The organism is Streptomyces sp. NPDC096311, from assembly GCF_044763085.1.
GTDB lineage: Bacteria > Actinomycetota > Actinomycetes > Streptomycetales > Streptomycetaceae > Streptomyces.
Window position 1 is genome coordinate 241,237 of record NZ_JBIWFN010000012.1, and the last position, 23,087, is coordinate 264,323.

Annotated in this window: 16 protein-coding genes and 1 tRNA gene; 9 read left to right on the forward strand and 8 right to left on the reverse strand. The window is 72.6% G+C overall.

What is annotated here, in order from left to right; translation table 11 throughout:
- The first annotated feature begins 203 nt into the window (after positions 1-203).
- Genes ACIRA5_RS29735 through ACIRA5_RS29760 form a run of 6 tightly spaced genes read left to right on the forward strand, consistent with a single transcriptional unit; the run spans position 204 to position 13,217 of the window.
- Entirely contained in the window at positions 204-1,526 is a 1,323-nt protein-coding gene (locus ACIRA5_RS29735; RefSeq protein ID WP_403695599.1) for an MFS transporter, read from the forward strand.
- The gene (locus ACIRA5_RS29740) at positions 1,501-4,671 is read left to right on the forward strand and encodes a type I polyketide synthase (protein ID WP_403695856.1); all 3,171 of its coding nucleotides are present in this window, start codon (positions 1,501-1,503) and stop codon (positions 4,669-4,671) included. Before ACIRA5_RS29735 ends, ACIRA5_RS29740 begins: the two co-directional genes overlap by 26 nt.
- Positions 4,668-10,319 carry a MupA/Atu3671 family FMN-dependent luciferase-like monooxygenase gene (locus tag ACIRA5_RS29745; RefSeq protein WP_403695602.1) on the forward strand — a complete coding sequence of 1,884 codons (5,652 nt, stop codon included), beginning with the start codon at positions 4,668-4,670 and terminating at the stop codon, positions 10,317-10,319. The genes ACIRA5_RS29740 and ACIRA5_RS29745 overlap by 4 nt, the downstream gene beginning before the upstream one ends.
- Positions 10,320-10,325: 6 nt before the next feature.
- A complete protein-coding gene (locus ACIRA5_RS29750) occupies positions 10,326-11,618 on the forward strand; it encodes a M18 family aminopeptidase (protein ID WP_403695604.1) in 1,293 nt (430 codons plus the stop codon).
- 40 nt (positions 11,619-11,658) lie between these two features.
- A complete protein-coding gene (locus ACIRA5_RS29755) occupies positions 11,659-12,381 on the forward strand; it encodes a thioesterase II family protein (protein ID WP_403695606.1) in 723 nt (240 codons plus the stop codon).
- Positions 12,378-13,217: a mycofactocin-coupled SDR family oxidoreductase gene (locus ACIRA5_RS29760; RefSeq protein ID WP_403695608.1), complete on the forward strand. Its 840-nt coding sequence runs from the start codon at positions 12,378-12,380 to the stop codon at positions 13,215-13,217. The genes ACIRA5_RS29755 and ACIRA5_RS29760 overlap by 4 nt, the downstream gene beginning before the upstream one ends.
- Before the next feature lie 347 nt (positions 13,218-13,564).
- Here the strand turns inward: ACIRA5_RS29760 and ACIRA5_RS29765 are convergent.
- From ACIRA5_RS29765 to ehuB, 6 genes are all read right to left on the reverse strand, one after another.
- Positions 13,565-13,638: transfer RNA gene (locus ACIRA5_RS29765), tRNA-Lys, on the reverse strand.
- Between the two features lie 102 nt (positions 13,639-13,740).
- Complete coding sequence (locus ACIRA5_RS29770; RefSeq protein WP_054235545.1) at positions 13,741-14,499, reverse strand: IclR family transcriptional regulator; 759 nt, start codon at positions 14,497-14,499, stop codon at positions 13,741-13,743.
- Between the two features lie 216 nt (positions 14,500-14,715).
- Positions 14,716-15,459 (reverse strand): ectoine/hydroxyectoine ABC transporter ATP-binding protein EhuA, encoded by a 744-nt coding sequence (gene ehuA / locus ACIRA5_RS29775; protein WP_403695858.1) that lies wholly within the window; start codon positions 15,457-15,459, stop codon positions 14,716-14,718.
- Positions 15,460-15,535: 76 nt separating this feature from the next.
- Positions 15,536-16,186: an ectoine/hydroxyectoine ABC transporter permease subunit EhuD gene (gene ehuD / locus ACIRA5_RS29780; RefSeq protein ID WP_403695611.1), complete on the reverse strand. Its 651-nt coding sequence runs from the start codon at positions 16,184-16,186 to the stop codon at positions 15,536-15,538.
- Positions 16,183-16,902, reverse strand: a complete 720-nt coding sequence (ehuC, locus tag ACIRA5_RS29785; protein ID WP_054235543.1) for an ectoine/hydroxyectoine ABC transporter permease subunit EhuC — start codon at positions 16,900-16,902, stop codon at positions 16,183-16,185. Before ehuC ends, ehuD begins: the two co-directional genes overlap by 4 nt.
- Positions 16,899-17,828 (reverse strand): ectoine/hydroxyectoine ABC transporter substrate-binding protein EhuB, encoded by a 930-nt coding sequence (gene ehuB / locus ACIRA5_RS29790; RefSeq protein WP_403695615.1) that lies wholly within the window; start codon positions 17,826-17,828, stop codon positions 16,899-16,901. The genes ehuC and ehuB overlap by 4 nt, the downstream gene beginning before the upstream one ends.
- A gap of 107 nt (positions 17,829-17,935) precedes the next feature.
- On the opposite strand from ehuB, the gene ACIRA5_RS29795 reads away from it, so the two are divergent.
- Positions 17,936-18,442 (forward strand): DUF3830 family protein, encoded by a 507-nt coding sequence (locus tag ACIRA5_RS29795; RefSeq protein WP_352046991.1) that lies wholly within the window; start codon positions 17,936-17,938, stop codon positions 18,440-18,442.
- A gap of 210 nt (positions 18,443-18,652) precedes the next feature.
- Here ACIRA5_RS29795 and ACIRA5_RS29800 read toward each other — a convergent pair whose 3' ends face one another.
- Both ACIRA5_RS29800 and ACIRA5_RS29805 read right to left on the reverse strand, forming a co-directional pair.
- Positions 18,653-20,056: an amidase gene (locus tag ACIRA5_RS29800; protein ID WP_403695616.1), complete on the reverse strand. Its 1,404-nt coding sequence runs from the start codon at positions 20,054-20,056 to the stop codon at positions 18,653-18,655.
- Between the two features lie 20 nt (positions 20,057-20,076).
- The gene (locus tag ACIRA5_RS29805) at positions 20,077-21,000 is read right to left on the reverse strand and encodes a D-2-hydroxyacid dehydrogenase (RefSeq protein ID WP_403695860.1); all 924 of its coding nucleotides are present in this window, start codon (positions 20,998-21,000) and stop codon (positions 20,077-20,079) included.
- Positions 21,001-21,266: 266 nt separating this feature from the next.
- Between ACIRA5_RS29805 and ACIRA5_RS29810 the strand changes: the two genes are divergently transcribed.
- Both ACIRA5_RS29810 and ACIRA5_RS29815 read left to right on the forward strand, forming a co-directional pair.
- Positions 21,267-22,049: a decarboxylase gene (locus ACIRA5_RS29810; protein WP_403695619.1), complete on the forward strand. Its 783-nt coding sequence runs from the start codon at positions 21,267-21,269 to the stop codon at positions 22,047-22,049.
- Entirely contained in the window at positions 22,046-22,777 is a 732-nt protein-coding gene (locus tag ACIRA5_RS29815) for a decarboxylase (RefSeq protein ID WP_403695620.1), read from the forward strand. The genes ACIRA5_RS29810 and ACIRA5_RS29815 overlap by 4 nt, the downstream gene beginning before the upstream one ends.
- The last annotated feature ends 310 nt before the right edge of the window (positions 22,778-23,087 follow it).

The following is a 23,087-nucleotide window of genomic DNA, read 5'->3' on the forward strand; positions in this document are numbered from 1 at the left end:
GGCGCACTTCCCGCGCGGGCGCTCGCCGGCCGGAACTTTCGGCGCTCCGGCGGACGTCCCGTCTCAGGGAGTCCCGGGCCGGAGGAATCCTCTCCGCCCCACAGGGGGAGGATGCCCCCGGACACCTCTGTCGCCCGCGCCGAGGAAAGAGGGAACATGCGTCACCTGATCCGGGTCGTGAACACCGCCGATGCCGCACCGCCATGCGGCGGACGGAGGCGGGCGGCGGTCCGGGGACGGCGCGTGGCGCGGCACCGGTGACGGCCGAAGGGCGCTACCGCGTCCTGGTCGCCGGCTACTCCGTCTCCTCGTACGGCACCTTTCTGAACATGGTGGCGCTCAACCTGTTCGTCTACGCCACCACCCACAGCGCGCTCGCCATCGGACTGTTCATGGCGGTACGGCTGGGCGCGGGGTTCCTGGCGGGGACGGTCGCGGGGCGCGTGCAGGCGCGGTTCGGGGTCAAGCCGGTCATGCTGTGGGCCAATATCGCCCAAGCCTTTGTCATGTTCCTGTTGGTCGTGACGCCGGACGGGGGACTGCGGACCGGCGTGCTGTTCACGGTGTCCGCGGCCGTCGGGGCGTGCAGCACCGTGTTCATGGTCGCGCTGCGCAGCTCCATCCCCGACCTGGTCGGCGCGGACCGGCGCGCCTGGGCCAACTCGCTGATGGTGGGCGGCCGTTCGCTGGCGATGGTCGCCGGGTTCGCCTCGTCTGGTGTGGTGGTGCCCTGGCTCGGCTTCACCGCCGCGTTCCTGGTGGACGCGGCGAGCTTCCTGGTGTGCGCGGCGGCGGTCGCGTGGCTGCCGGGCATCGAACGCGCCCCCGAGCCCCCGCGGGCGCCCGACGAGCCCCGCGAGAAGCACGGCGTGTGGGCCGCGATGACGGCGCTGGCCACCGTGCCCGCCCTCGGCCTCATGATGTGTCTGCGCACCGTCGACGCCCTCGGCTCCTCCTCGCACAACGCGGCCCTGCCCGTCTACTCCAGCACGCTCCACCCGGACGACCCGGCCGCGTTCGTCAGCCGCTTCTGGCTGTTCTGGGCGCTGGGCAACGTCCTGGCGCAACAGGTCATCCAACGCTGGGCCAAACGCTCCGGACGGGCCGTCGGCGCGCTCGGCTTCGGTCTGGGCACCCTCGTCATGTCCTCCGCGTTCATCCTCGGCTTCGCCGGGTTCCCGATGGCGGCGACCGTGCTGATCGCCCTCGTCGCGGGCGCCGCGGACGGGCTCACCGAGGTGTCGTACACCTCGCATCTGCAGACCCTGCCGGAGACCCTGCGCGGCCACGCCTTCGGGCTCACGGCGACGGTCGAGAACCTCGGCTTCGGGATCGGCATGATCGGTGTGTCGGCGGCCCTCGAATCGTTCTCCGCGTTCACCGTCGTGGCCTGGTCGCACGGCCTCGCCCTCGTGGTCGCGGGGATCTACCTGCTCCGGTTGTACGCGGTCCACGGCGCCGGCAAGGAGGGGACGAGCGGTGCGTACGGCAGTCGTCGGGATGGCGCTGAGGTTTCCGGGAGCTGACACCCCCGACGCGTACTGGCGGGACATCCGGGCGGGTGTGACGCACGTACGGCGGTTCACCGACGCCGAGCTGGCGGCGGCCGGGTTCGCCCCCGAGGAGTACGGCGCGCCCGACTTCGTGGCCGCGAGCGCCCCGCTGCCCGGCATCGACGGCTTCGACGCGGCCTTCTTCGGGATGAGCGCCCGCGAGGCCACGGTCACCGATCCGCAGCAACGGCTCCTCCTGGAGTGCGCCCACCACGCCCTGGAGGACGCGGGGTACGCACAGCCGCGCGCCGGGGTGCGGATCGGGGTGTGCGGGAGCACCGGCTACCGGCTCTACTCGCTGCACAGCTATCTCGCCAACAACCTGCGGGAGGAGGCGGGTTCGGGGGACTGGCAGCGGCAGAAGCAGGCGCAGGTCGGCACCTACCCCGATTTCGCGGCCCCTCGGGCGGCCCACCGGCTCGGACTGACGGGCCCGGCCCTGAACGTGGCCACGGCCTGCTCGTCGTCCCTGGTGTCCGTCCATCTCGCCTGCCAGGCCCTGCACTTCGGCGACGCGGACCTCATGGTCGTCGCCTCGGCCGCCCTGCACGTCCCCCAGGTCACCGGGCACCGGCACGTACGCGGCTCGACGATCTCGCGCTCCGGGACCGTGCGCGCCTTCGACGCCGACGCGGACGGCACCGTCGGCGGCAACGGCGTCGCCGCCGTCGTCCTCAAACCGCTGGAGAAGGCGCTCGCCGACGGCGACACCGTGTACGCGGTGATCGCCGGGTCCGCCGTCACCAACGACGGCGCCGACCGGCCCGGGTTCGCCGCGCCGGGCTCCACCGGCCAGCGCGACGCCGTGCTCGGCGCGCTGCGCGCGGCCGGGGTGCCCGCCGACTCCCTCGGCTACCTGGAGGCGCACGGCACCGGCACGCTCAAGGGCGACCCGATCGAGTTCGCCGCCCTCACCGAGGCGTTCCGGCTGCACACCGACCGCACCGGGTTCTGCGCGCTGGGCTCCACGAAGCCGGCGATCGGCCACCTGGACAGCGCGGCCGGGCTGGCCGGGCTGATCAAGGCGGTGCTGGTGCTGCGCCACGGGGAGATACCGCCGCTGGTCCATCACACCCGCCCCAACCCGGCCCTGGACGTGACCGGGAGCCCCTTCGTCCTGCCGACCCGCGCGCTGCCCTGGCCCGCCGGGGAGGGCCGTCCGCGCCGGGCCGGGGTGCACTCCATCGGGATGGGCGGGACGAACGCCCACGTGATCCTGGAGGAAGCGCCGACCCCGGCCCCCCGCCCGCCGGACCGCGGGCAGGCCCCCGCACTGCTGCCGCTGTCCGGCCACACCCCCGAGGCGCTCCTCGCCTGCGCACGGGCCTTCCGCGACCACCTCACCGAACACCCCGGGACCGACCCCGCCGACCTGCTCCTCACCACCGCGCTCGGGCGACGGCACCTCGAACACCGGCTCGTGGTGACCGGCGCGGCCGGCCACACGGCGACGGCGCTGGACGCCTTCGTACGGGGCGAGGCGGGGGCGTACGCGAACGGCGTCGCCGGGGCGCAGGCGAGCAGGGGACCGGTGTTCCTCTTCACCGGCCAGGGCAGCGGGTACGACGGGATGGGCGCGGCGCTCGCCGAGCGGTTCCCGGTGGTGGCCCGCACCTTGGAGGAGTGCGCGGGGATCCACCGGGACGAGACGGGGGAGGAGGGGTTCCTCGACCGGTTGCTGGGCGGCGCCGCCGGTGGTCCTGCGGAGCCGGCGCGGGCCCGGGGCCCGGAAGGAGCGCGGGTCTGGGACACCGCCTTCGCACAGCCCGCGCTCTTCGCCCTGCAAGTCGCGCAGGCACGGCTGTGGCGGCGGTTCGGCGTCGAACCGGTCGCGGTGGCCGGGCACAGCGCCGGGGAGTACGCGGCCCTGTGCGTGGCCGGAGCGCTGACGCTGGAGGACGGACTGCGGCTGGTCTGCAGGCGGGGGCGGCTGATGCGCGACGGCACCCCGGCCGGGGCCATGCTCGCGGTGTCCGCCGCCGAGGACGTCGTAAGGGGGCTGGTCACCGAGATCGACGGCCTCGAACTCGCCGTCGTCAACGGGCCCGGGCAGTACGTCGTGGGCGGACCGCCCGAGGCGGTGGCCGCCGCCCGCGCCCGGCTCGCGGAACGCGGTACGCCCGCGGAGCCCCTGCCGGTGGACCGCGCGTTCCACACCGCCCTGCTCGACCCCGTCCTGGCCGACTTCCGGGACGCCTGCGGAAAGGTACGACTGCGGCCCACCAGGACCGAGTTCGTGAGCGGTCCGGACGGGGTCCGACACCCGGTGGGCTGGCTGCCGGACGCCGAGCACCTCGTACGGGGGACCCGACGGCCGGTGGACTTCGCCGCCGTACTGCGCACGCTGGAGCGGACACCCGGGCGGCCGGTCCATCTGGAGATCGGCCCCGACGCGCCCCTCACCGGGCTCGTCCGGCGCGCCCGGCCGGACACCGCCGCCGTCCCCACCCAGCGCCGCGGCGACCGTGGCCTCGGCACCCTCTGGGCGGCCGTGGCCCGGCTGCACTGCGCGGGCCACCGGCTTGACTGGGCGGCCCTGCTCGACGGCAGCGGCGCCCGCCGGATCCCGCTGCCGCCGTATCCCTTCCAGCACCGGCCGTACTGGACAGGACCGCCGCCCACCCCCTTGGCCGACGACCGCAGGACGGAGGACGGCATGACCGAACAGGCCGTACTGGCCCGGGTGCTGGCGCTCAGCGCCCGTCATCTCGGATACGCGCCGGAGGAGGTCACCGCGGAGCGGACGTTCGTCGGGCTCGGCGCGGACTCGCTCCAACTCATAGGAATGGTGCGACAGCTGGAGGCCGAGTTCGGGGTGGAGATCGGAATGCGGGAGATTCTGGAGGAGGCGGGGACTCCACGGCTCGCGGCCCGGTTGATAGCGGAGCGGACGGGGCGGACCGGCCGGGGGACGGTCTCGGCCGTTGCGGGCGTCGCCCCGGACGACGAGCCCGTGCACGTCACTTCCGACGAGGAACCCGTCTACGCCACCCGTGCCGAGGTCGAGGAACTCGCCCGGCAGATACGCCAACTCGCCGAGACCCAGACCAGGATGCTCGGTCAGCTCTCCGAGGCCGTGGCGCTGCTCGCCGAGGGCCGCAAGGAGGCCGGGGGATGACCACGGCAGGGACCAGCCCCGAATCGCAGGCGAGCGCCGAGGCCGTCGCCCGAACCGTCGCCGTCTCCGGACGGCTCGACGAACTTCTGACGGCGGCCCGCCACCGCACCGAGCCGCCCGCCGAGCCGCCCGCCGGGCAACCCACCGGGCAACCCGCCGAGCCACCCCTCCACCACGGCCCCCACGTCACCCTCCCCCCTGACTCCGGCATGTCCGGCACCGGCGCGAGTGAGGCCCAGCGGGCCCATGCCGACGACCTGGTCCGCCGCTTCACCGAGCGGACCCGCACGTCGAAGGAGCTGGCCCAGCGGCACCGGACGGTGCTGGCGGACAGCCGGGCCGTGGTCGGCTTCCGGCGGGCGACGAAGGAGATGCAGTACCCGATCGCGGCCCGCTCGGCGCACGGGGCCCGGCTGACGGACATCGACGGCAACGACTACACCGACATCACCATGGGCTTCGGCGCGCTGCTGCTCGGCCACGAGCCCGCCCCGGTGACGGAGGCCGTCCGCCGCCACCTCGCCGGCGGACTGCGCCTCGGTCCGCGCGCCGAGGACACGGGCGTGGCCGCCGAACTGCTCGCGGAACTCACCGGCATGGAGCGGGTGGCGTTCGCGAACTCCGGCACCGAGGCCAACTCCGCCGCCCTGCGGCTCGCCCGCGCGGCCACCGGACGCGACCGCGTGGTCATGTTCCGCGGCTCCTACCACGGCCACATCGACTCGGTCCTCGGCCGCCCGGGCCCCGACGGCCGCCACGCCGTCCCCGTCGCGCGCGGCATCCCCGCGAGCGCGGTGTCCGAACTCCTCGTCCTCGAATACGGCAGCCAGGAGAGCCTGGAGGTCATCGACGAACTCGGCGACACGATCGCCGCGGTCCTTGTCGAACCGGTCCAGTGCCGCAACCCCGCCCTGCGTCCCGTCGCCTTCCTGCGCGCGCTGCGGGAGCTGACCGCCCGGCGCGGAATCGTCCTCCTCTTCGACGAGATGCTCACCGGCCTGCGTCCCCACCCCCGCGGCGCCCAGCACCACTACGGCGTCGTCCCCGACCTCGCCACCTACGGCAAGGCCCTCGGCAGCGGTCACCCCATCGGCGCGATCGCGGGCCGCGCCGACCTCATGGACGGCATCGACGGCGGCTTCTGGCGGTACGGGGACGACAGCCGCCCGACGCGCGACACGACCTTCTTCGGCGGTACGTACATCCAGCACCCCCTGTCGATGGCCGCCGCCCGCGCGGTCCTCACCCACCTCAAGGAGCGGGGCCCGGAGCTCCAGCGGACGCTGAACGCCCGCACCGACGCGCTCGCCGCCGACCTCGACGACTTCTTCCACGCCGAGGAATTCCCCCTGCGAACAGCCCACTTCGGGTCCATGTTCCGCTTCACCCACCGCGCCGACATGGAACTGCTCTACCACCACCTCCTCCTGCGCGGGATCTACGTCTGGGAGTGGCGCTCCTTCTACCTCTCCACCGCGCACACCGACACCGACGTCGAACGGATCACGGACGCGGTGAAGGACTCACTGCGGGAGCTACGCGCGGGCGGCTACTTCCCGGCCACGGCCCGCCACAGCCGACGGCACAGTCACGGCGACGCCTCCGAGCGGCCCGCCCCCGACTTCGGCGTCTACTTCTTCGGCGACCACCCCGACAGCGAGGACAGCGCGGGGGCCTACGAACGGCTGATCGAGACCGCACGCTTCGCCGACACCCACAACTTCAGCACGCTCTGGCTCCCCGAACGCCACTTCCACTCCTTCGGCGGCCTCTTCCCCAACCCGTCCGTCCTGGCCGCCGCGCTCGCCCGCGAGACCCGCCGCATCCGTCTGCACGCGGGCTCGGTCGTCCTCCCGCTGCACGACCCCGTGCGGATCGCCGAGGAGTGGGCGGTGGCCGACAACCTCTCCGGCGGCCGGGTCGGCATCGGCTGTGCGAGCGGCTGGCACGCGAGCGACTTCGCCCTGCACCCCGACCGCTTCACCGACCGCACCGAGATCGCCTTCCAGTACCTGGAGGACGTACGGCGGTTGTGGCGCGGCGAGAGCGTCGCGCGCCGTACCGGCGAAGGGCACCCCATCGACGTACGCCTGCATCCGCGACCCGTGCAGAAGCTGCCGCCGATGTATCTGGCGACATCCGGGCGGCGTGCCTCGTACGAGGAGGCGGCCCGCCGCGACCTCGGGGTCGTCACCAACCTCATGAACCAGACGGTCGAGCAGCTCGCGGCGCACATCCGCCACTACCGCCGGCTGCGCGCCGAGACCGGCCTCGACCCCGACGCGGGCCGCGTCACCGTCCTGCTCCACACCCACCTCGCCGAGGACCACACCGCCGCCCGGGCCGCCGCGCGCGAGCCGATGAGCCGCTATCTGCGCTCCTCCCTCCAGATGCGTTCCGCCGCGAGCGCCCTCGGCGGCCGCCCCGAGGACCTGGCCGACGCGAGCGAGGCCGACCTCGCCTACCTCTTCGACCGCGCCTACGACCGCTACTGCGACCAACGGGCCCTCATCGGCTCGCCGGACACCTGCGCGGCCACCGTCGACGCGCTGCGGGCCGCGGGGATCGACGAGATCGCCGCCCTGGTCGACTTCGGGCTGCCGCCCGAGGAGATGAGGGCGGGCCTGGAGCAGCTGGACGTCCTGCGCCGTCGCTACCACGAGCCCCCGACGGAGCCGAAGACGCCGAATCGGCCGAAGACGCCGAAGACGCCCGAAGAACGGCGGGCTCCCGCGACCCCGGCTCAGCGCCGCCTCTGGCTCGCCGCCACGCTGCTCGCCAACCCGGCCGCGTACAACGAGATCCAGGGCGTACGGCTGCGGGGTCCGCTGGACGCCGGGGCCCTGCGGACCGCCGTGGACGGCCTCGTCCGCCGCCACGACGGGCTGCGGACCGCGTTCGTTGCCGGGGGAGACGGGGTCTTCCAGGTCGTACGGGAGGACCGGGACCGGCCATGTCCGGCCTTGATCGTCGACGACGTCCGGGGCCGGGACGCCGACGAGGCGATCCGCGCCGCCCTGCGGGAGGAGAGCACCCGCGCCTACGACCTCGCGTCGGGGGCGCTGTTCACGCCCCGGCTGCTGCGGCTCGCCGACGACGACCACGCGCTGATCCTCGGCATGCACCACCTCGTCACTGACGGCCACTCCGCGGCGCTGGTCGCCGCCGACCTCGGGGAGTTCTACCGGGCGGCGCTGGAAGGACGCGCGCCCCGATTCGAGCGGGCCGCCGGCAGCACACTCGACACGATCGCGGTGACCGGGGAAGCGGACGACCTGGACTGGTGGCGCGCCCACCTCGGGGACGGGCCGGGCGCGCCCGCACTGCCCACGGACCGGCCGCGCACCCGCACCGTCGCCGGACGCGGCGGGGCCGTGGGGCTGCGGCTCGGCCCGGAGCGGGCGGGGCGGCTGCGGGAGTGGAGCGGGCGGCAAGGGGTCACCCTGTTCGCGACGCTGCTCACCGCCTGGCGGATCGTGCTGCGCCAGTACGCCGGACAGGACGACTTCGTCATCGGGTCCACCTTCGGCCGCCGCACCCCCGAGACGCGGGACACCGTCGGCTTCCACGTGTCCCTGCTGCCGCTGCGCGGGACCCTGACCGACGGCACGGCACTCACCGACGCCGTACGCGTCACCCGGGACACGCTCTTCGCCGCCGACGCCCGCCAGCACGTCGACCTGGACGCCCTGTCGGCGGCCCGCCACCCCGACCCGGGCAACCCGCGCCCCCTCGTCACGGTCTCCGCCGACCTCGACACCGCGCCCCTGACCGCCCTCGCCCTGCCGGGCCTGCGCGCCACCCCCCTCGACGGCGGCACCGAGTCCGCGCCCCTCGAACTCGCCCTCATGGCGACCCGGCTCCCCGACGAGGACCTCGGCCTGCGCCTCCGCTACGACGCCGACCTGTTCGACGAGGCGACGGCACGGGGGTGCCTGGACCGTCTGGAGCGCGTGCTGGCCGGCATGACGGCGGGCGCCGCGGAGACGGTCGGCGACCTGACACCGGGCTCCGTCACCCCGGGCATCCCCGACGGCGCCCACCGGCTCCGTACCCTCTGGCAGCACACCCTCGGCCCGGTCGGTGATCTCACCCCGGACGCCAACTTCTTCGAACTCGGGGGGAATTCGATCGGCGCGATCAGACTGGTGAACCGGGTCCGGGACAGCTTCGGCGTGGAATACCCCTTGGCGGACTTCTTCGCCGACGCCACGCTGGGGGCGATGACCGCCCGGCTCGCGCCACCCCGGGGCGTGACCGTGGTGGACACGGCGCCCGTCAGCGACCAGCAGGCCCGCATGATCGCGGGCGTCCTGAGCATGCCCCGCCCCGAGGTGTGGAACATCCCGACCCGGATCCGTTTCACCGGCCCCCTGGACGTGGCCGCGCTGCGCACCGCGGTGGCCGGGCTGCTCGACCGGCACCACGGACTGCGGTGCCGCTTCGCACCCGGAGACGGGCAGCCGGTCCCGTCGTACGGAAAGGACGACGGGACCGGCTGGCGGCAGGAGGTTCTCGACGTGCCGCCCCCGGCGCTTCCCGTCGAGGACCTCACCGGCATCCCCGCCGAGTCCGAACGGCTCGCGCGCGCCGAGGAGTTGTGCCGGGCAGCCGCCGCGACGCCCATCACGCTGACCGACCCCGCGCTGCCCGTGCTGCGGCTGCTGCGCGTCGCGCCCGACCGGTGGACGCTGATGTTCGTCGTGCACCACATCTGCGTCGACGGCTGGTCCCTCTCCCTCCTCCTGAGCGAGTTCGCCGCGCTCTACACGGCCGCCGCCGCGGGCCGCCCGCACGGTCTGCCCGAACCGGTCGCGCAGTGCACGGACTACGCCCGCTGGCAGCGCGAGCACGCCGACCCCGCCGAGGAGGCCCGCAGGAAGGCGTACTGGACCCGGTATCTGAAGGGGATCCCGGCCGCGGTCGAGATCCCCGGCGACCGGGCCCGGCCCGCCGTACCGAGCGGACACGGCGACACCTTGCGCGGCACCGCCTCCGGTGAACTGCGCAAGGCCGTCGAGGAGTTGGCCGCGGCCCGGCACACCACGCCCTTCGGGGTCGCGGCCACGGCGCTCGGCGTGCTGGTCGCCCGCCGGTCCGGGGTGCGGGACATCGCGATGGGCACGCCGTACGCCCACCGCGAGCGCAGCGCGTTCGAGTCGATGGTCGCGCTGACGTCCACCGGCGTGGTCGTCCGGGTGACGCCCGACCCGGACGAGACGCGCGGCGCCCTCGTGGAGCGCACCGGCGCCGGCGCCCTGGAGGCGACGGCCCACGTCCTGCCGACCGCGCGGATCGTGCGCGCCCTGCGCGAGAGCGGCGCCCGCGCGGTGCCCGAGCGCTTCCCGCTGACCATCGCCTTCCAGAACTCCCTCGACACGGACATCGAGATCCCCGGACTCGACGTCGAGGTCGACGACCTCGCCCCGCCCGTGTCCCGCGGTGACCTCTCCTTCGGTCTCGCCCCGCGCCGCGACCCGGCCAACGGCTACCGCACCTTCCTGGAGTACTCCGCCGATCTGTGGGACCCCGCCACGGCTCAGGAGCTGCTCGACGACTGGCAGGCCGTCCTCGCCGAACTGTGCACTCGGCCGGACGCGCCCGTCGCTTCACTCCTCAACCCTCTTCAGCCCCTCCGAAAGGCGTGAGCGCCCATGTCCCCCACACATGACCGCAGTCACAGCGACGATCTGCTCTCCTTCGTCCGCTCCAGCCCCTCGCCCTACCACGTGGTCGCGAACGCGGCCCAGCGCCTGGAGAAGGCGGGCTTCCAGGAGCTGCGCGAGACGGACGACTGGACGGCAGGTGCCGAGGGCGGCCGGTACGTCGTCCGCGCCGGAGCGCTGCTCGCCTGGTACGTCCCCGCGGGCGCCCCGGCCCGCACCCCGTTCCGGATCGTCGGAGCCCACACCGACTCCCCGAACCTGCGGATCAAGCCCGAGCCCGACACCGGCTCCGCGGGCTGGCGGCAGATCGCCGTGGAGATCTACGGCGGCGTTCCCCACAACACCTGGCTCGACCGCGACCTCGGCATCTCGGGCCGGCTGACGCTGCGCGACGGATCCAGCCGCCTCGTCTGCGTCGACCGGCCGCTGCTGCGCGTGCCCCAGCTCGCCATCCACCTCGACCGCACCGTCAACGAAGGTGTCGTGCTTGACCCGCAGCAGCACATGACCCCGCTGTGGGGCCTCGGCCCCGCCCGGCCCGGCGCCCTGCTCGCCCGGGTCGCCGCCGAGGCGGACACCGATGTCGCCGAGGTCCTCGGCTGGGACCTGATGCTGCACGACCTCCAGCCGCCCGGCTACCTCGGTGCCGACGAGGAGTTCCTCGTCTCACCGCGTCTGGACAACCAGATCTCCGTGCACGCGGGCGTCACCGCGCTGGTCGCCGCCGCCACCGCCGTCCGGCCGCCCGCCCACATCCCCGTGCTCGCCGCCTTCGACCACGAGGAGGTCGGCAGCGGCTCCCAGTCGGGCGCCCAGGGCCCCCTGCTGGAGCGGGTGCTCGGCCGGTCCGTCGCCGCGCGCGGCGGCAGCGCCGAGGACTTCAACCGGGCCCTCGCCGGCGCCTTCTGCGTCTCCGCCGACATGTCGCACGCCGTGCACCCCAACTACGCCGAACGCCACGACCCCGACCACCACCCCCTCCCCAACGGCGGCCCCGTCGTCAAGGTCAACGCCAACCAGCGGTACGCCACCGACGGCACCGGAGTCGCCGCCTTCGCCGCGGCCTGCGAGCGCGCCGAGGTGCCCTGGCAGCCGTTCGTCTCCCACAACGCCATGCCGTGCGGCACCTCGATCGGCCCGATCACCGCGGCCCGACTGGGAGTCGCCACCGTCGACGTGGGCGTACCGGGGCTGTCGATGCACTCCGCGCGGGAGCTGTGCGGGGCGCAGGACCCCGGTCTGCTGGCCCGGGTCCTCACCGAGTTCGTCACCACGGGCTGAGCCCGGGCCCCTTTGCATCCGGAACCGAGACTCGGGAGCGATGTCAGCAGTGGAAGAGACCCACCTCATCTGTCTGCCCTTCGCCGGGGCGGGCGCGTCCTTCTTCAAGCCGTGGCAGGACCGGGCGCCGGCGGGCCTGCGCGTCCTGCCGGTGCAACTCCCCGGCCGCGAGGAGCGGTTCGTGGAGGAACCCCACACGGACGCGGTACGGGCCGCCGCCGAGGCGCACACCCAGGTGACCCGGCAGCTCCCGGAGGGCGCACGGGTGGCGGTGTTCGGGCACAGCCTCGGCGCGGTGCTCGGCTTCGAGCTGGCGCACCGGCTGGAGGCCGAGCCCGGCGTCCGCCTGGATGCCCTCGTCGTCAGCGGTGCGCCGGGCCCGTGGACCGGCCGCACGGACCGGGCGAGCGGTCTGCCCGACACGGAGTTCCTGGCCCGGGTGCGCACCTTCGCGGGGTACGCGCATCCGGCCCTGGAGCACCCGGAGATGCGCGAGCTGCTGCTCCCGCTGCTGCGGGCCGACGTACGGATGCACGAGACGTACCGGCCCGCCTGCGACCGCCCGCTCGCCGCCCCGGTCCTCGCCCTGCGTGGCCGCGACGACGAGCTGGTGAGCGCGGCCGAGGCCGCCGAGTGGTCCCGCGCCACCACCGGGAAGCTCACCACGGCGGAACTGGACGGCGGCCACATGTACCTGACGGAGAACCCGGGCGCGCTCCTGCGTCTGATCGGAGCCGAACTCCGCGCCGGACGCACGCGGTGAGCCCGGGCGGTCCGAGGCTCTCGGGCAAGGTCGCCCTCGTCACCGGGGCGGCCCGCGGCATCGGCCGGGCGATCGCCGTCGCGTTCGCCCGCGAGGGCGCCGATCTGATGCTCGTGGACATCGCGGCGGACCTCCCGGGTGTGCCGTATCCGCTGGGCTCCGAGAGCCAGTTGGCGCACACGGCGGAGCTCTGCCGGGAGACGGGCGTCGCCGTCCGGACGGCCCGGGTCGACGTCCGGGACCTGGCCGCGGTTCAGACGGCGGTGAAGGAGACGACGGCCCGCTTCGGACGGCTCGACGTCCTCGTCAACAACGCCGGGATCGCCGCGCCCTCCGGCCGGGCCGCCCACGAGATCGAGGAGCACGAGTGGCAGCTGATGCTGGACGTGGACCTCTCCGGGGCCTGGCGCACGATCCGCGCGGCGGGCGCCCTGATGACCGCGCGGGGCGCCGGCTCGATCATCAACATCGCCTCCACGGCCGGTCTGGTCGGCTACCGCCACTTCGCCGGGTACGTCGCCGCCAAGCACGGCCTGATCGGACTGACCAAGGCGGTCGCCCTCGACTACGCGCCCCGCCGGGTTCGCGTCAACGCCATCTGCCCCGGATCGGTCCGCGACGACCCCCGTGTGGAGGGCCGGATGCTCGCCGAGATCGCCCGCGCCCTGGACGTGCCGGTCGCCGAGCACGAGCAGACCTTCGTCCAGGCCCAGCCCATGAATGCCCTCGTCGAACCGGACGACGTCGCCACCGCCGCCCTCTGGCTCGCCTCCGACGAGTCCCGCCAGGTGACCGGCACCGTCCTCACGGTCGACGGAGGCTTCTCGGCCCGCTAGGTCCTGTCGGGCCAGGCCCTGTCCTCACGGTTGGAGTTCGTGAACGATCCGCGAAGGGGACACCGGCGACGTACGCCGGCGGGCCGTGCGGCTGCTGCCCGACCACATGCTGCCGACGACCGTCACCGCCGTCCCGGCGCTGCCGCAGACCCCGAACGGCAAGCTGGACCGCGACCGTCTCCCGGCGCCGCGGAAGCCCGTACCGGTGCCCGCGCCCACCGGAGACCTGGTGACGGCTGCCCGCGCTTTCCCTGCGGCTGCTCTCCACGCATCCGACGGTCCACGCCCTGTCGCTGGCCGTGGCAGACGAATGAAGGCCCCTCACCGTGGTGAAGGGCCTTCTCATGTGCGCCGCCAGGGACTCGAACCCCGGACCCGCTGATTAAGAGTCAGCTGCTCTAACCAACTGAGCTAGCGGCGCATGACTCTCGCCTCCCGCTCTCGCGGTCGGCGACAAAAGAAATACTACCTGGTCCGGACGGGTGCTTCCGACCACCCAGGGCCTGATCCAAAGGAGCGGGTCCTAGATGGCCAGGGAGAGCAGGACGGGGGTGGCGCCGCGGTTGAGCGTGTCCGCGGCGCGGCGCAGGCGATGGGCGTGTTCGACCGGGAGGGAGAGGGCGAGGCAGCCGACCGAGGAGCCCGCGGTGATGGGGACGGCCGCGCAGACCGTGCCGATCGCGTACTCCTGGAGGTCGAGCACCGGCACCGTGGCCGGCTGGGCGTCGAGCCGGGACAGCAGCAGCCGCTCGTTGGTGATGGTCCGCGAGGTGAGGCGGGCCATCTTGTGGCGGGAGAGGTGGTCGCGCCGGGCGTTCAGGTCGAGCTGGCCGAGAAGGCTCTTGCCGACCGCGCTGGCGTGGGCCGAGGAGCGGAAGTCCACCCATTCGTTGACCGCGGGGGTCGCGGGACCCTCGGCGCACTGGGTGACGTGCACCTCGCCGTCGATGTAGCGGCTGATGTAGATCGCGGCGCCGACGGAGTCGCGCAGCCGGTCGATGGTCTGCTGGAGTTTCTCGCGCAGTGCCTGGTCGCGGCCGTGGGCGGAGCCCAGCCGGCCGAGGGCGGCACCGGCGACGTACGCGCCGTCGACGACCTGCTCGACGTACCCCTCCCGGCGCAGCATCCGCAGCAGTGCGGTCAGGCGCTCCGTGCCGAGGCCCGTCTGGCGGGCCAGCTCGACGTCGGTGACACCGCCGGAGTGCCGGGCCACCGTCTCCAGGACGCGCAGGGCGTCCTGGGCCGAGTGGTACGGCGCGGTCGGCTCGTTCATCAGCGCCACGGTTTCCCCCTGCGCTTTTTGGGCCATCGATCCGGACAGCTGAGCTCCTCCACGATAACTGTCAAACGCTTGGTGGGGAGGGGCTGTTGGCGAGAAAGTCGGTGCGCTCCGGTTCGCTCAGCAGGAGTGCGACACCCTGGCATATGCCGAGGTCATGGCTCGGCGGGCATGCCACATGGTCCGGACCTCGCACCTTGTCGCGTTCACTATGTGTGGTCACAGGATCGCGCTGAGGAATTCCCGGGTCCTTTCGTGTTCCGGATCGGTGAAGATCCGGTCGGGCGAACCGGACTCGATGACATGGCCGGAATCGAACATCAGCACCTGGTCCGAGATGTCGCGGGCGAAATTCATCTCATGGGTCACACAGAGCATCGTGATGTCGGTGGTGCGGGCGATGTCTCGGAGGACGTCGAGGACGCCCGTGACCAGCTCGGGGTCGAGCGCGGACGTCACCTCGTCCAGAAGCAGCACCTGGGGCCGCATCGCCAGCGCCCGCGCGATCGCCACCCGCTGCTGCTGTCCGCCGGACAACTGACTCGGGTAGGCGTCGCACTTGTCCGCGAGGCCCACCATCTCCAGCAGCTCCCGGGCCCGCGCCTCGGCCTCGTCCCCGGACAGCCCGAGGACGGTGACCGGCGCCTCGGTGATGTTGCGGAGCACCTTCATGTTCGGGAAGAGGTTGAACTGCTGGAAGACCATCCCGATCTTCTTGCGGACCTCCCGGATCTGCTTCTCGGGGGCCGGGTGGAGCCGCTCACCGGCGACCGTGATCGTGCCCTCGTCGGGCTTGGCCAGGGTCATCAGCAGCCGAAGGATCGTCGTCTTGCCGGAGCCGGACGGGCCGATCAGTGTGACGTGCTTGCCGGAGTCGACGCGGAAGTCGAGGCCGTCGAGGACGGTGTTGTCCCCGAAGCGCTTGGTGACCTTGTCGAAACGGATCAGCTCGCCGCCGTCCACCGGCGGATTGGCCGTGTGGTCGGCCTTTTCCGCAGGGGTCGTACCTGCGGCGGTCTTGGACGTGTCGAGGGGAGTGTCAGCGGACAAGACGTCGCTCCAGGGCTCGCAGAAGGAGGGAAGCGGGATAGGAAACGAGGATGAAGGCCACGCCGATGACCGTGAGCGGTTCGGTGAACTGGAAGTGCTCCTGCGAGTACAGCCGCGCCTCACCGAGCATCTCCAGCACGGTGATCGCCATCAGCATCGGGGTGTCCTTGAGCATCGAGATGACGTAGTTGCCGAGCGCGGGTACCACCCGGCGGATCGCCTGCGGCAGGATCACCGCGGTCCAGGTGTGCCGCAGCGGCAGGTTGAGCGCCGTGGCCGCTTCCCACTGGCCGGCCGGCACGCCCTCGATACCGGCCCGGTAGACCTGCATCGTGTACGTCGAGTAGTGCAGCCCGATCGCGACGACACCGGTGGTCAGCGCGGAGAACGTGATGTTCCACTCGGGCAGCACGTAGAAGAGGAAGAACAGCTGCACCAGCAGCGGGGTGTTGCGGATGAACTCCGTGACGACCCCGACCGGCCAGCGCACCCAGCGGGTCGGCGTGCGCATCAGCAGCGCCCACACCAGACCCAGGGCGAAGGAGATCACCGAGCCGAGCGCCAGCGCCTGCAGGGTGACCAGCAGTCCGTCCCAGAAGTGCGGCATGAAGTCGCGCACCGCGCCCCAGTCCCAGTTCATGCGGCACCTCCCGTCGCGCCGACGCCGGTGGCTTCCGCGCGTCGCGGTGTGGTCCTGGCGGGCTGGGGCGCCTTGCCGATCCCGGCCTTCAGCCGCCGCTCCAGCGCCCGCATCAGCCGGGTGATCACGAAGGCGATCGCGAAGTAGATCAGCAGGACGTACGCGTAGATCTCCGCGCTCTCCTGGAGCGCGAGCCGCACGAGGTTGCCGCTGAACGTCAGATCGCCCATGCCCATGATCGACACCAGGGCCGTGCCCTTGAGCAGTTCGACCAGCAGGTTGCAGAAGGAGGGGATCATCTCGGGCACCGCCTGCGGCAGCAGGATCAGCCGCATCCGCTGCCAGGGCGTGAAGCTGAGCGCGATGCCGCCCTCGCGCTGGGCGGGGTCGACGGCGTTCAGGGCGCCGCGCACGATCTCACTGCCGTACGCCCCGTAGGTCAGCCCCAGCGCCAGCGTGCCCGCCCACATCGGGACGAGCTGCCAGCCGAAGGCGAGCGGCAGCACGAAGTACACCCAGAAGATCATGATCAGGGCGGAGGTGCCGCGGAACACCTCGGTGTAGAGGCCCGCGAGGAAGCGGACGATCCACCGCCGCGAGGTGCGCGCGACACCGACGGCGAACGAGACGGCCCCGGCCACCAGCGAGCTGAGGAACAGCAACTGGACGGTGACCCAGACACCTTTGAGTACGAGTTCCCAGAGTCCCGAGGTCATCCGCGGCAGAGCTCCTTCGCGGTCATGTCGGTCATCTCGGCCCGGGTGAACCCGAAGGGCCGCAGAATGCGGAACAACTCCCCGTCGGCCTTCAGCTTCTTCAGCTCCACGTTGAAGGCGTCGCGCAGCCGCGTCTCGGCGGAACGGAACGCGAAGCCGCCGCCGTCGACGTGCGGCTTGCCCTGCACCAGGGGCGTGAAGGGCTTCGTGCTCTCGGCCTTGCGGGACTTTCTGGCCACCTCGCGCATGGTCAGCGCGGTCCCGGCGAAGACGTCGACACGGCCTGCCTCGACCGCGTTCAGCCCGGCGACCTGATCGGGCACGATCAGGATGTCGCTCTCCTTGTACCCGGCCTCGACGGCGTACTGGATCTCGGCGTACCCGGTGCCGGTCGCGAACCTGGCCTTCTTCGCCACGACGTCCTTGTAGTCGTGCAGGCCCTTCGGATTGCCCTTGCGCACGATGAAGGCGTCCAGCATCTGGTAGTCCGGGTCGGCGAAGACGACCTGCTGACAGCGTTCCGGGTTGATGTACATCCCCGCGGACACGACATCGAACTGCTGCGAGTTGAGCCCGGGAATGAGCGAGCCGAACTCGGTCGGCACGGGTTGCACCCGGTCGACGCCCAGCCGCTTGAAGATCACCTTGGCGAGTTCGGGTGCCTCGCCGGTCAGTTCACCGTTCTTGTCGATGTAGCCGAACGGGATCTCACCGGCTATGCCCAGCCGTACGACGCCCTGCGCCTTGAGCCGGTCGAGGAGATCACCGCCGTTGTCGGACGCGGTGGCGACCCGGGTGCAGCCGGCGGCGCCCAGCGCGCCGACGGCACCGAGCGCGGAGACACCCGCGAGCAGCGACCGCCGACTCGGACTTCGTTTCTCCGGGTCGGTCCCGTCATTCCCGTCATTACTGAGTGGTGGAGCCATGGCCGCGCGGCTACCCGAGAGCATGCGAAGTATTCGGATCGATTTCGGCCCCGTACGACGTCGAGTGATGTCGAGGCGCCCTTGACTCCGGGGAGACCATGGAATGCATGGCTGATCGATTCATCGAGGTCTCGCTGGTCAAGCGCGGAATCCACTGCACCGCGAAACTGCTCGACGACCGGGCGCCGGTCACCTGCGCGGCGGTGTGGGACGCGCTACCCCTGGGCGGCGACGTCTACCACGCGAAGTACGCACGCAATGAGATCTACGCCCTTTTCCCGCCTTTCGCGAAATCGGAGCCACCGCTGGAAAATCCGACAGTTACCCCCATTCCCGGAGACCTCTGTTATTTCGCCTTCGCGGGCACGGAACTGGGTACGAAGGCCTACGGCTACGACACCGACGTACGCCCCGGCACCACGGTCGTCGACCTCGCCCTCTTCTACGAACGCAACAACCTGCTGCTCAACGGCGACGTGGGCTGGGTCCCGGGCATCGTCTGGGGCCAGGTGACCGAGGGCCTGGAGGCGATGGCCGAGGCCTGCAACGACCTCTGGCGCTCGGGCGCCCTGGGGGAGACGCTCAGCTTCCGTAGGGCTCCGGGCCCTGCCTAGGGCCTGTCCGGCGGATCATGCCGCGGACGCGGGGTCTGGCACGCCCTCCCCCAAGCTCTTCGAGCAGGGGGTGCCCCCAGCGGCGTTGTCGTCGGTCGCCATGGCTGCGCCATGACTCCCTCCTCCGCCTTGCAGCTGCCCGCACCAGACCGCTCACCTGTGCCTGTGAGGCGCCGTTACTTCCCTCCGGCCTGATCCGCCGGACAGACCCTAGAACCCCGGCGGCGGAGCCACCCCCGCGGTGCCCGTCTCGTAGAGGGCGTGTGCCGTGCGCAGGACGAGGTCGTCGCGGTGGCGGGCGGCGACGATCTGCAGGCCGACCGGGAGGCCGTCGCCGTCCGTGCCGACCGGGACGCTCGCGGCGGGCTGCTGGGTCATGTTGAAGGGGTACGTGAACGGGGTCCACCCCGTCCAGCGGCGGTGGCCGGAGCCCGGCGGCACCTCCACCCCCGCCGCGAACGCCGTCAGCGGCAGGGTCGGCGTCACCAGCACGTCGTACGACTCGTGGAAGCGCCCCATCCGCCGCCCGAGCTCCATCCGGACGTCCACCGCGGCCAGGTAGTCCAGCGCGCTGAACCGGGCGCCCCGCGCGCAGATCTCCCGCAGCCCCGCGTCCAGCAACTCCCGCTGCCGCGGCCCGAGCCGCTGGGCCACCCGGGCCGCACCGCCGAACCACAGGACGTGGAAGGCCTCCACCGGGTCGGTGAGATCAGGGTCCGTCTCGGTGACGTACGCGCCGAGCCCCGCGAGCCGCTCCACCGCCCGCCGCACCGCCGCCGCGACGGCCGGCTGGACCGCGACCTGCCCGCCGAGGGACGGCGAGTACGCGACCCGCAGCCCGCGCACCCCACCCCCAAGGGCCTCGACGAAGGACCCGTCCACCGGCCCGAGCGCCGACCAGTCACGGGCGTCCGGCCCGCTGATCACGTCCATCATCAGCGCCGCGTCGGCCGCGTCCCGTGTCATCGGCCCCACGTGCGAGAGCGTCCCGAACGCGCTCGCGGGGTACAGCGGCACCCTCCCGTACGTCGGCTTCAGACCGAAGATCCCGCAGAACGCGGCCGGGATGCGCACACTGCCGCCCCCGTCCGTGCCCAGCGCCAGCGGCCCCGCCCCGAGCGCGACGGCCGCCGCGCTGCCGCCGCTCGAGCCGCCCGCCGTGCGCGTGACGTCGTACGGATTGCGGGTGATCCCCGACAGCGGCGAATCCGTGACGCCCTTCCAGCCGAACTCGGGTGTCGTCGTCCTCCCGAGGAACACCGCTCCGTGCTCGCGCAGCCGGGCGACGGACGGTGCGTCCTCGTCCCAACGTCCCTGTGGATCAACGGTCTTGGAGCCGCGCAGGGTCGGTCCGCCGCGCATCAGCAGGATGTCCTTGACGCAGACCGGTACCCCGTCCAGCAGCCCGGCGGGCTCACCCCGCCGCCAGCGGTCCGCGGACCGGGCCGCCTGCGCGAGGGCCGCGTCCGCGTCGAGACGTACGAACGCGTTCACGGCCCGCTGGATCTCCACGGCCCTGCGCAACGCCGCCCGCGTGGCGTCCACGGGGCTGAACTCGCCCTTGCGGTAGCCGTCGAGGAGTTGTACCGCGGTCAGCTCGACGAGTTCCGACATCGGCCCCTCCAGAGGAAGTCTCAGTGCCCCGGTACGTATCCGCGCTTCTTGTCGACCACGTTCGGCAGCGGTCTGCCCGCCTCCCAGCGCTCGTACATCTCCACGAACTGCGCCCCGAGTTCGTCCCGCCACCCGATCGTGTCCCCGCTCATGTGCGGCGACACGATCAGTCCGGGGACACCCCACAGCGGGCTGTCCGGGCCGAGCGGCTCGTCCAGGAAGACATCGAGGGCCGCGCCCGCGATCCACCGCTTCGACAGCGCCTCGGCGAGCGCGTCCTCGACGACCAACTGCCCACGGCCGATGTTGATGAAGCGCGCCGAGGGCTGCATCATCCCGAAGCGCCGCGCGTCGAACATGCCGTACGTGGCCTCGGTGAGCGGCGCCGCCGACACCACCCAGTCGGCGCGCGCCATCAGCCGGTCGAGCTCCTCGGGCCCGTGGATCCCGGTGCGCGCGGTACGCCCCACCAGGGCCGTCGTCACCTCGAGCGCCTTGAGCGTCTTGACGATCGTCCGCCCGATCGGCCCGGAACCGACCACACACGCGCGCGTGCCCGCCACCCGCTGCGACTCCCGGTGCCGCCACTCCCGCTGCCGTTGAAGGTCCCACGTCCTCGGCAGGTCCTTGGCCATCGCGAGGACCAGCGCGGCGACGTACTCGGCGATCGGCCGGTCGAAGATCCCGCGCGCGTTGGTCACCACCGTGTCGGACGCGGCGAGTTCGGGGCACATGAGATGGTCGACGCCCGCGCTCGCCGTGTGCACCCAGCGCGGCCGGGGACCCTCGCCGGGCCAGGCGCGGCGCACCGCGTGCGAGGTGAAGTCCCAGACCAGCAGTACGTCCGCGCGCGGCAGTCGCTCGGCCAGCGTCGACTCGTCGGCGTGCTCGATCCGCACCCGGCCGGTGAGTCTGCCGAGGCGAGGGAGCGGCTCGGCGTCCAGGACGAGGAGGGTGGTGCGGGACCCGGCGCCGGACCCGGTGGCCGGGGCCGACGCGGATACGGGGCGGGGCGGGCGAGGGAAACCGTTTCGCAATGCGTCCGCTTTCCTGAGTTCCTGAGGGGACGAACGTGCGGGGTGGGCGGGGGCGGCCGGAGCCGTCTGAGATGCGCGGATTGACCACGCTCGCACCCGAACCTACCTTCGTCAACACGGACGTACACACGGTCCGTTGCCCCTTCGTCTCCCTTCGTGAGGCCGGTGCTGCCATGGACGTCTCCTTTCTCGGCGGCCCCCGCCCCCAGCGCGGGATCGGCGTCGTCGCCCCCTTCGACTTCGCCCTGGACCGCGAGCTGTGGCGCTGGGTCCCCGACGACGTCTCCCTGCATCTGACCCGCACCCCGTTCGTGCCGGTCGAGGTGAGCCTGGACCTGGCCCGCCTGGTCTCCGAGCACGAGACGCTCGGCGACGCGGTCCGTGCGCTGAACGCGGTCGCGCCCGAGGTCGTGGCGTACGCGTGCACCTCCGGCAGTTTCGTGGGCGGGGTCGCGGGCGAGCGGGCGATGTGCGAGGCGATGACGCGGGCGGGGGAGGTCCGCTCGCTGACCACCTCCGGCGCGCTGCTGGAGGCGCTCACCGAGCTGGCCGCCCACCGGATCGCTCTCGTCACGCCCTACACGGTCTCGGTGACCCAGTCCCTGGAGGCGTACCTCGCTGAGGCGGGCGTCCATGTCACCGGGCGCGCCTTCATGGGTCTGACCAGGCACATCTGGAAAGTCCCGTACCGTGATGTGGTCGACATGGCCCGCCGCGCGGTGCGGGGCGAAGGGGCCGACGCCCTCTTCGTCAGCTGCACCAACCTGCCGACGTACGACGTCATCCCCCAGCTGGAGGCGGAACTGCGCATACCGGTGATCTCGGCCAACCAGGTGACGATGTGGGCGGCACTGCGTCACCTGGGTACCCGGGCGGTGGGCCCCTATCAGCGGCTGATCGATCAGTCCGCCCGCGGGGGACCCGTACTGCCGGAAGAACAGGAAGGTTGGGCATGACCGCACTCGGATTCCTCTACCCGGGCCACTCGGCCGAGGACGACTACCCGCGCATCGAACAGCTCCTGGGCAGCGACGTCCGCCTCCAGCTCGTCCACACGGACATCGGGGAGGACGCCCACCGGGTCGACGCGCTGCGCGAGATGGGCTCGGCGGTCCGGCTCTCGGCGGGCGTCGAGGAGCTGCGGCTGTCCGGCGCGGAGGCCGTGGTCTGGGCGTGCACCAGCGCCAGCTTTGTGTACGGCTGGGAGGGCGCCCACGAGCAGGTACGCGCCCTGGCCCGGGCGGCCGGGCTGCCCGCCTCCTCCACGTCCTTCGCGTTCGCGCACGCCGTCCGGGAAGTCGGGGCCCGGCGGGTCGCGATCGCGGCGACGTATCCGCAGGACGTGACGGACCTCTTCGCCGCGTTCCTTCGGGAGGCGGGAGTGGAGGTCGTGTCGATCAGGGCCGCCGGGATCACCACGGCGGCGGAGGTCGGGACCTGGGGTGAGGCGGAGGTCCTCGAGCTCGCCCGGGCCGGCGACCATCCCGACGCGGACGCCGTCCTCCTGCCCGACACGGCCCTCCATACGGCGGCGCACCTTTCGGCCCTGGAGAAGGACCTCTCCAAGCCGGTCCTCACCGCCAACCAGGTCTCGGTCTGGGAGGCCCTACGCCTCGCCGACCGCAAGGTGAACGCCCCCGCCCTCGGCACCCTCTTCACAAAGGAGCCCATCATCCAGGCGTAACGCCTCCCGGGGTGCGCACGTCGTCTGCGGCGGGGTGGGGGCCGTTCGCGCAGTTCCCCGCGCCCCTGAAAGCCCCCGGCCCGCGTCTTCAGCCCGTCCGGCGTTTGAGGACGAGGCCGTTCAGGCCGATGCGGGGGTCCAGGGAGCGCAGCGCCCCTGGTGGGGGCTGGGGCGGAGCCCCAGAAGGATGGGACGGGTAGGGGCGGCGGGGGCGAGAGACCGTTCCGGCGTGCCGGGGCGCGGTGGCGGGAATAAACGGGGACTGTCTCCTGTTGGCGCCGTGAGGACAGCAACACGTACGCAACAGGAG

Coding starts and splice junctions, on each gene's coding strand:
- ACIRA5_RS29735 (WP_403695599.1), top strand. CDS start 204: ATGCGGCGGACGGAGGCGGGCGGCGGTCCGGGGACGGCGCGTGGCGCG.
- ACIRA5_RS29740 (WP_403695856.1), top strand. CDS start 1,501: ATGGCGCTGAGGTTTCCGGGAGCTGACACCCCCGACGCGTACTGGCGG.
- ACIRA5_RS29745 (WP_403695602.1), top strand. CDS start 4,668: ATGACCACGGCAGGGACCAGCCCCGAATCGCAGGCGAGCGCCGAGGCC.
- ACIRA5_RS29750 (WP_403695604.1), top strand. CDS start 10,326: ATGTCCCCCACACATGACCGCAGTCACAGCGACGATCTGCTCTCCTTC.
- ACIRA5_RS29755 (WP_403695606.1), top strand. CDS start 11,659: ATGTCAGCAGTGGAAGAGACCCACCTCATCTGTCTGCCCTTCGCCGGG.
- ehuD (WP_403695611.1), bottom strand. CDS start 16,186: ATGAACTGGGACTGGGGCGCGGTGCGCGACTTCATGCCGCACTTCTGG.
- ehuC (WP_054235543.1), bottom strand. CDS start 16,902: ATGACCTCGGGACTCTGGGAACTCGTACTCAAAGGTGTCTGGGTCACC.
- ehuB (WP_403695615.1), bottom strand. CDS start 17,828: ATGGCTCCACCACTCAGTAATGACGGGAATGACGGGACCGACCCGGAG.
- ACIRA5_RS29795 (WP_352046991.1), top strand. CDS start 17,936: ATGGCTGATCGATTCATCGAGGTCTCGCTGGTCAAGCGCGGAATCCAC.
- ACIRA5_RS29800 (WP_403695616.1), bottom strand. CDS start 20,056: ATGTCGGAACTCGTCGAGCTGACCGCGGTACAACTCCTCGACGGCTAC.
- ACIRA5_RS29810 (WP_403695619.1), top strand. CDS start 21,267: ATGGACGTCTCCTTTCTCGGCGGCCCCCGCCCCCAGCGCGGGATCGGC.
- ACIRA5_RS29815 (WP_403695620.1), top strand. CDS start 22,046: ATGACCGCACTCGGATTCCTCTACCCGGGCCACTCGGCCGAGGACGAC.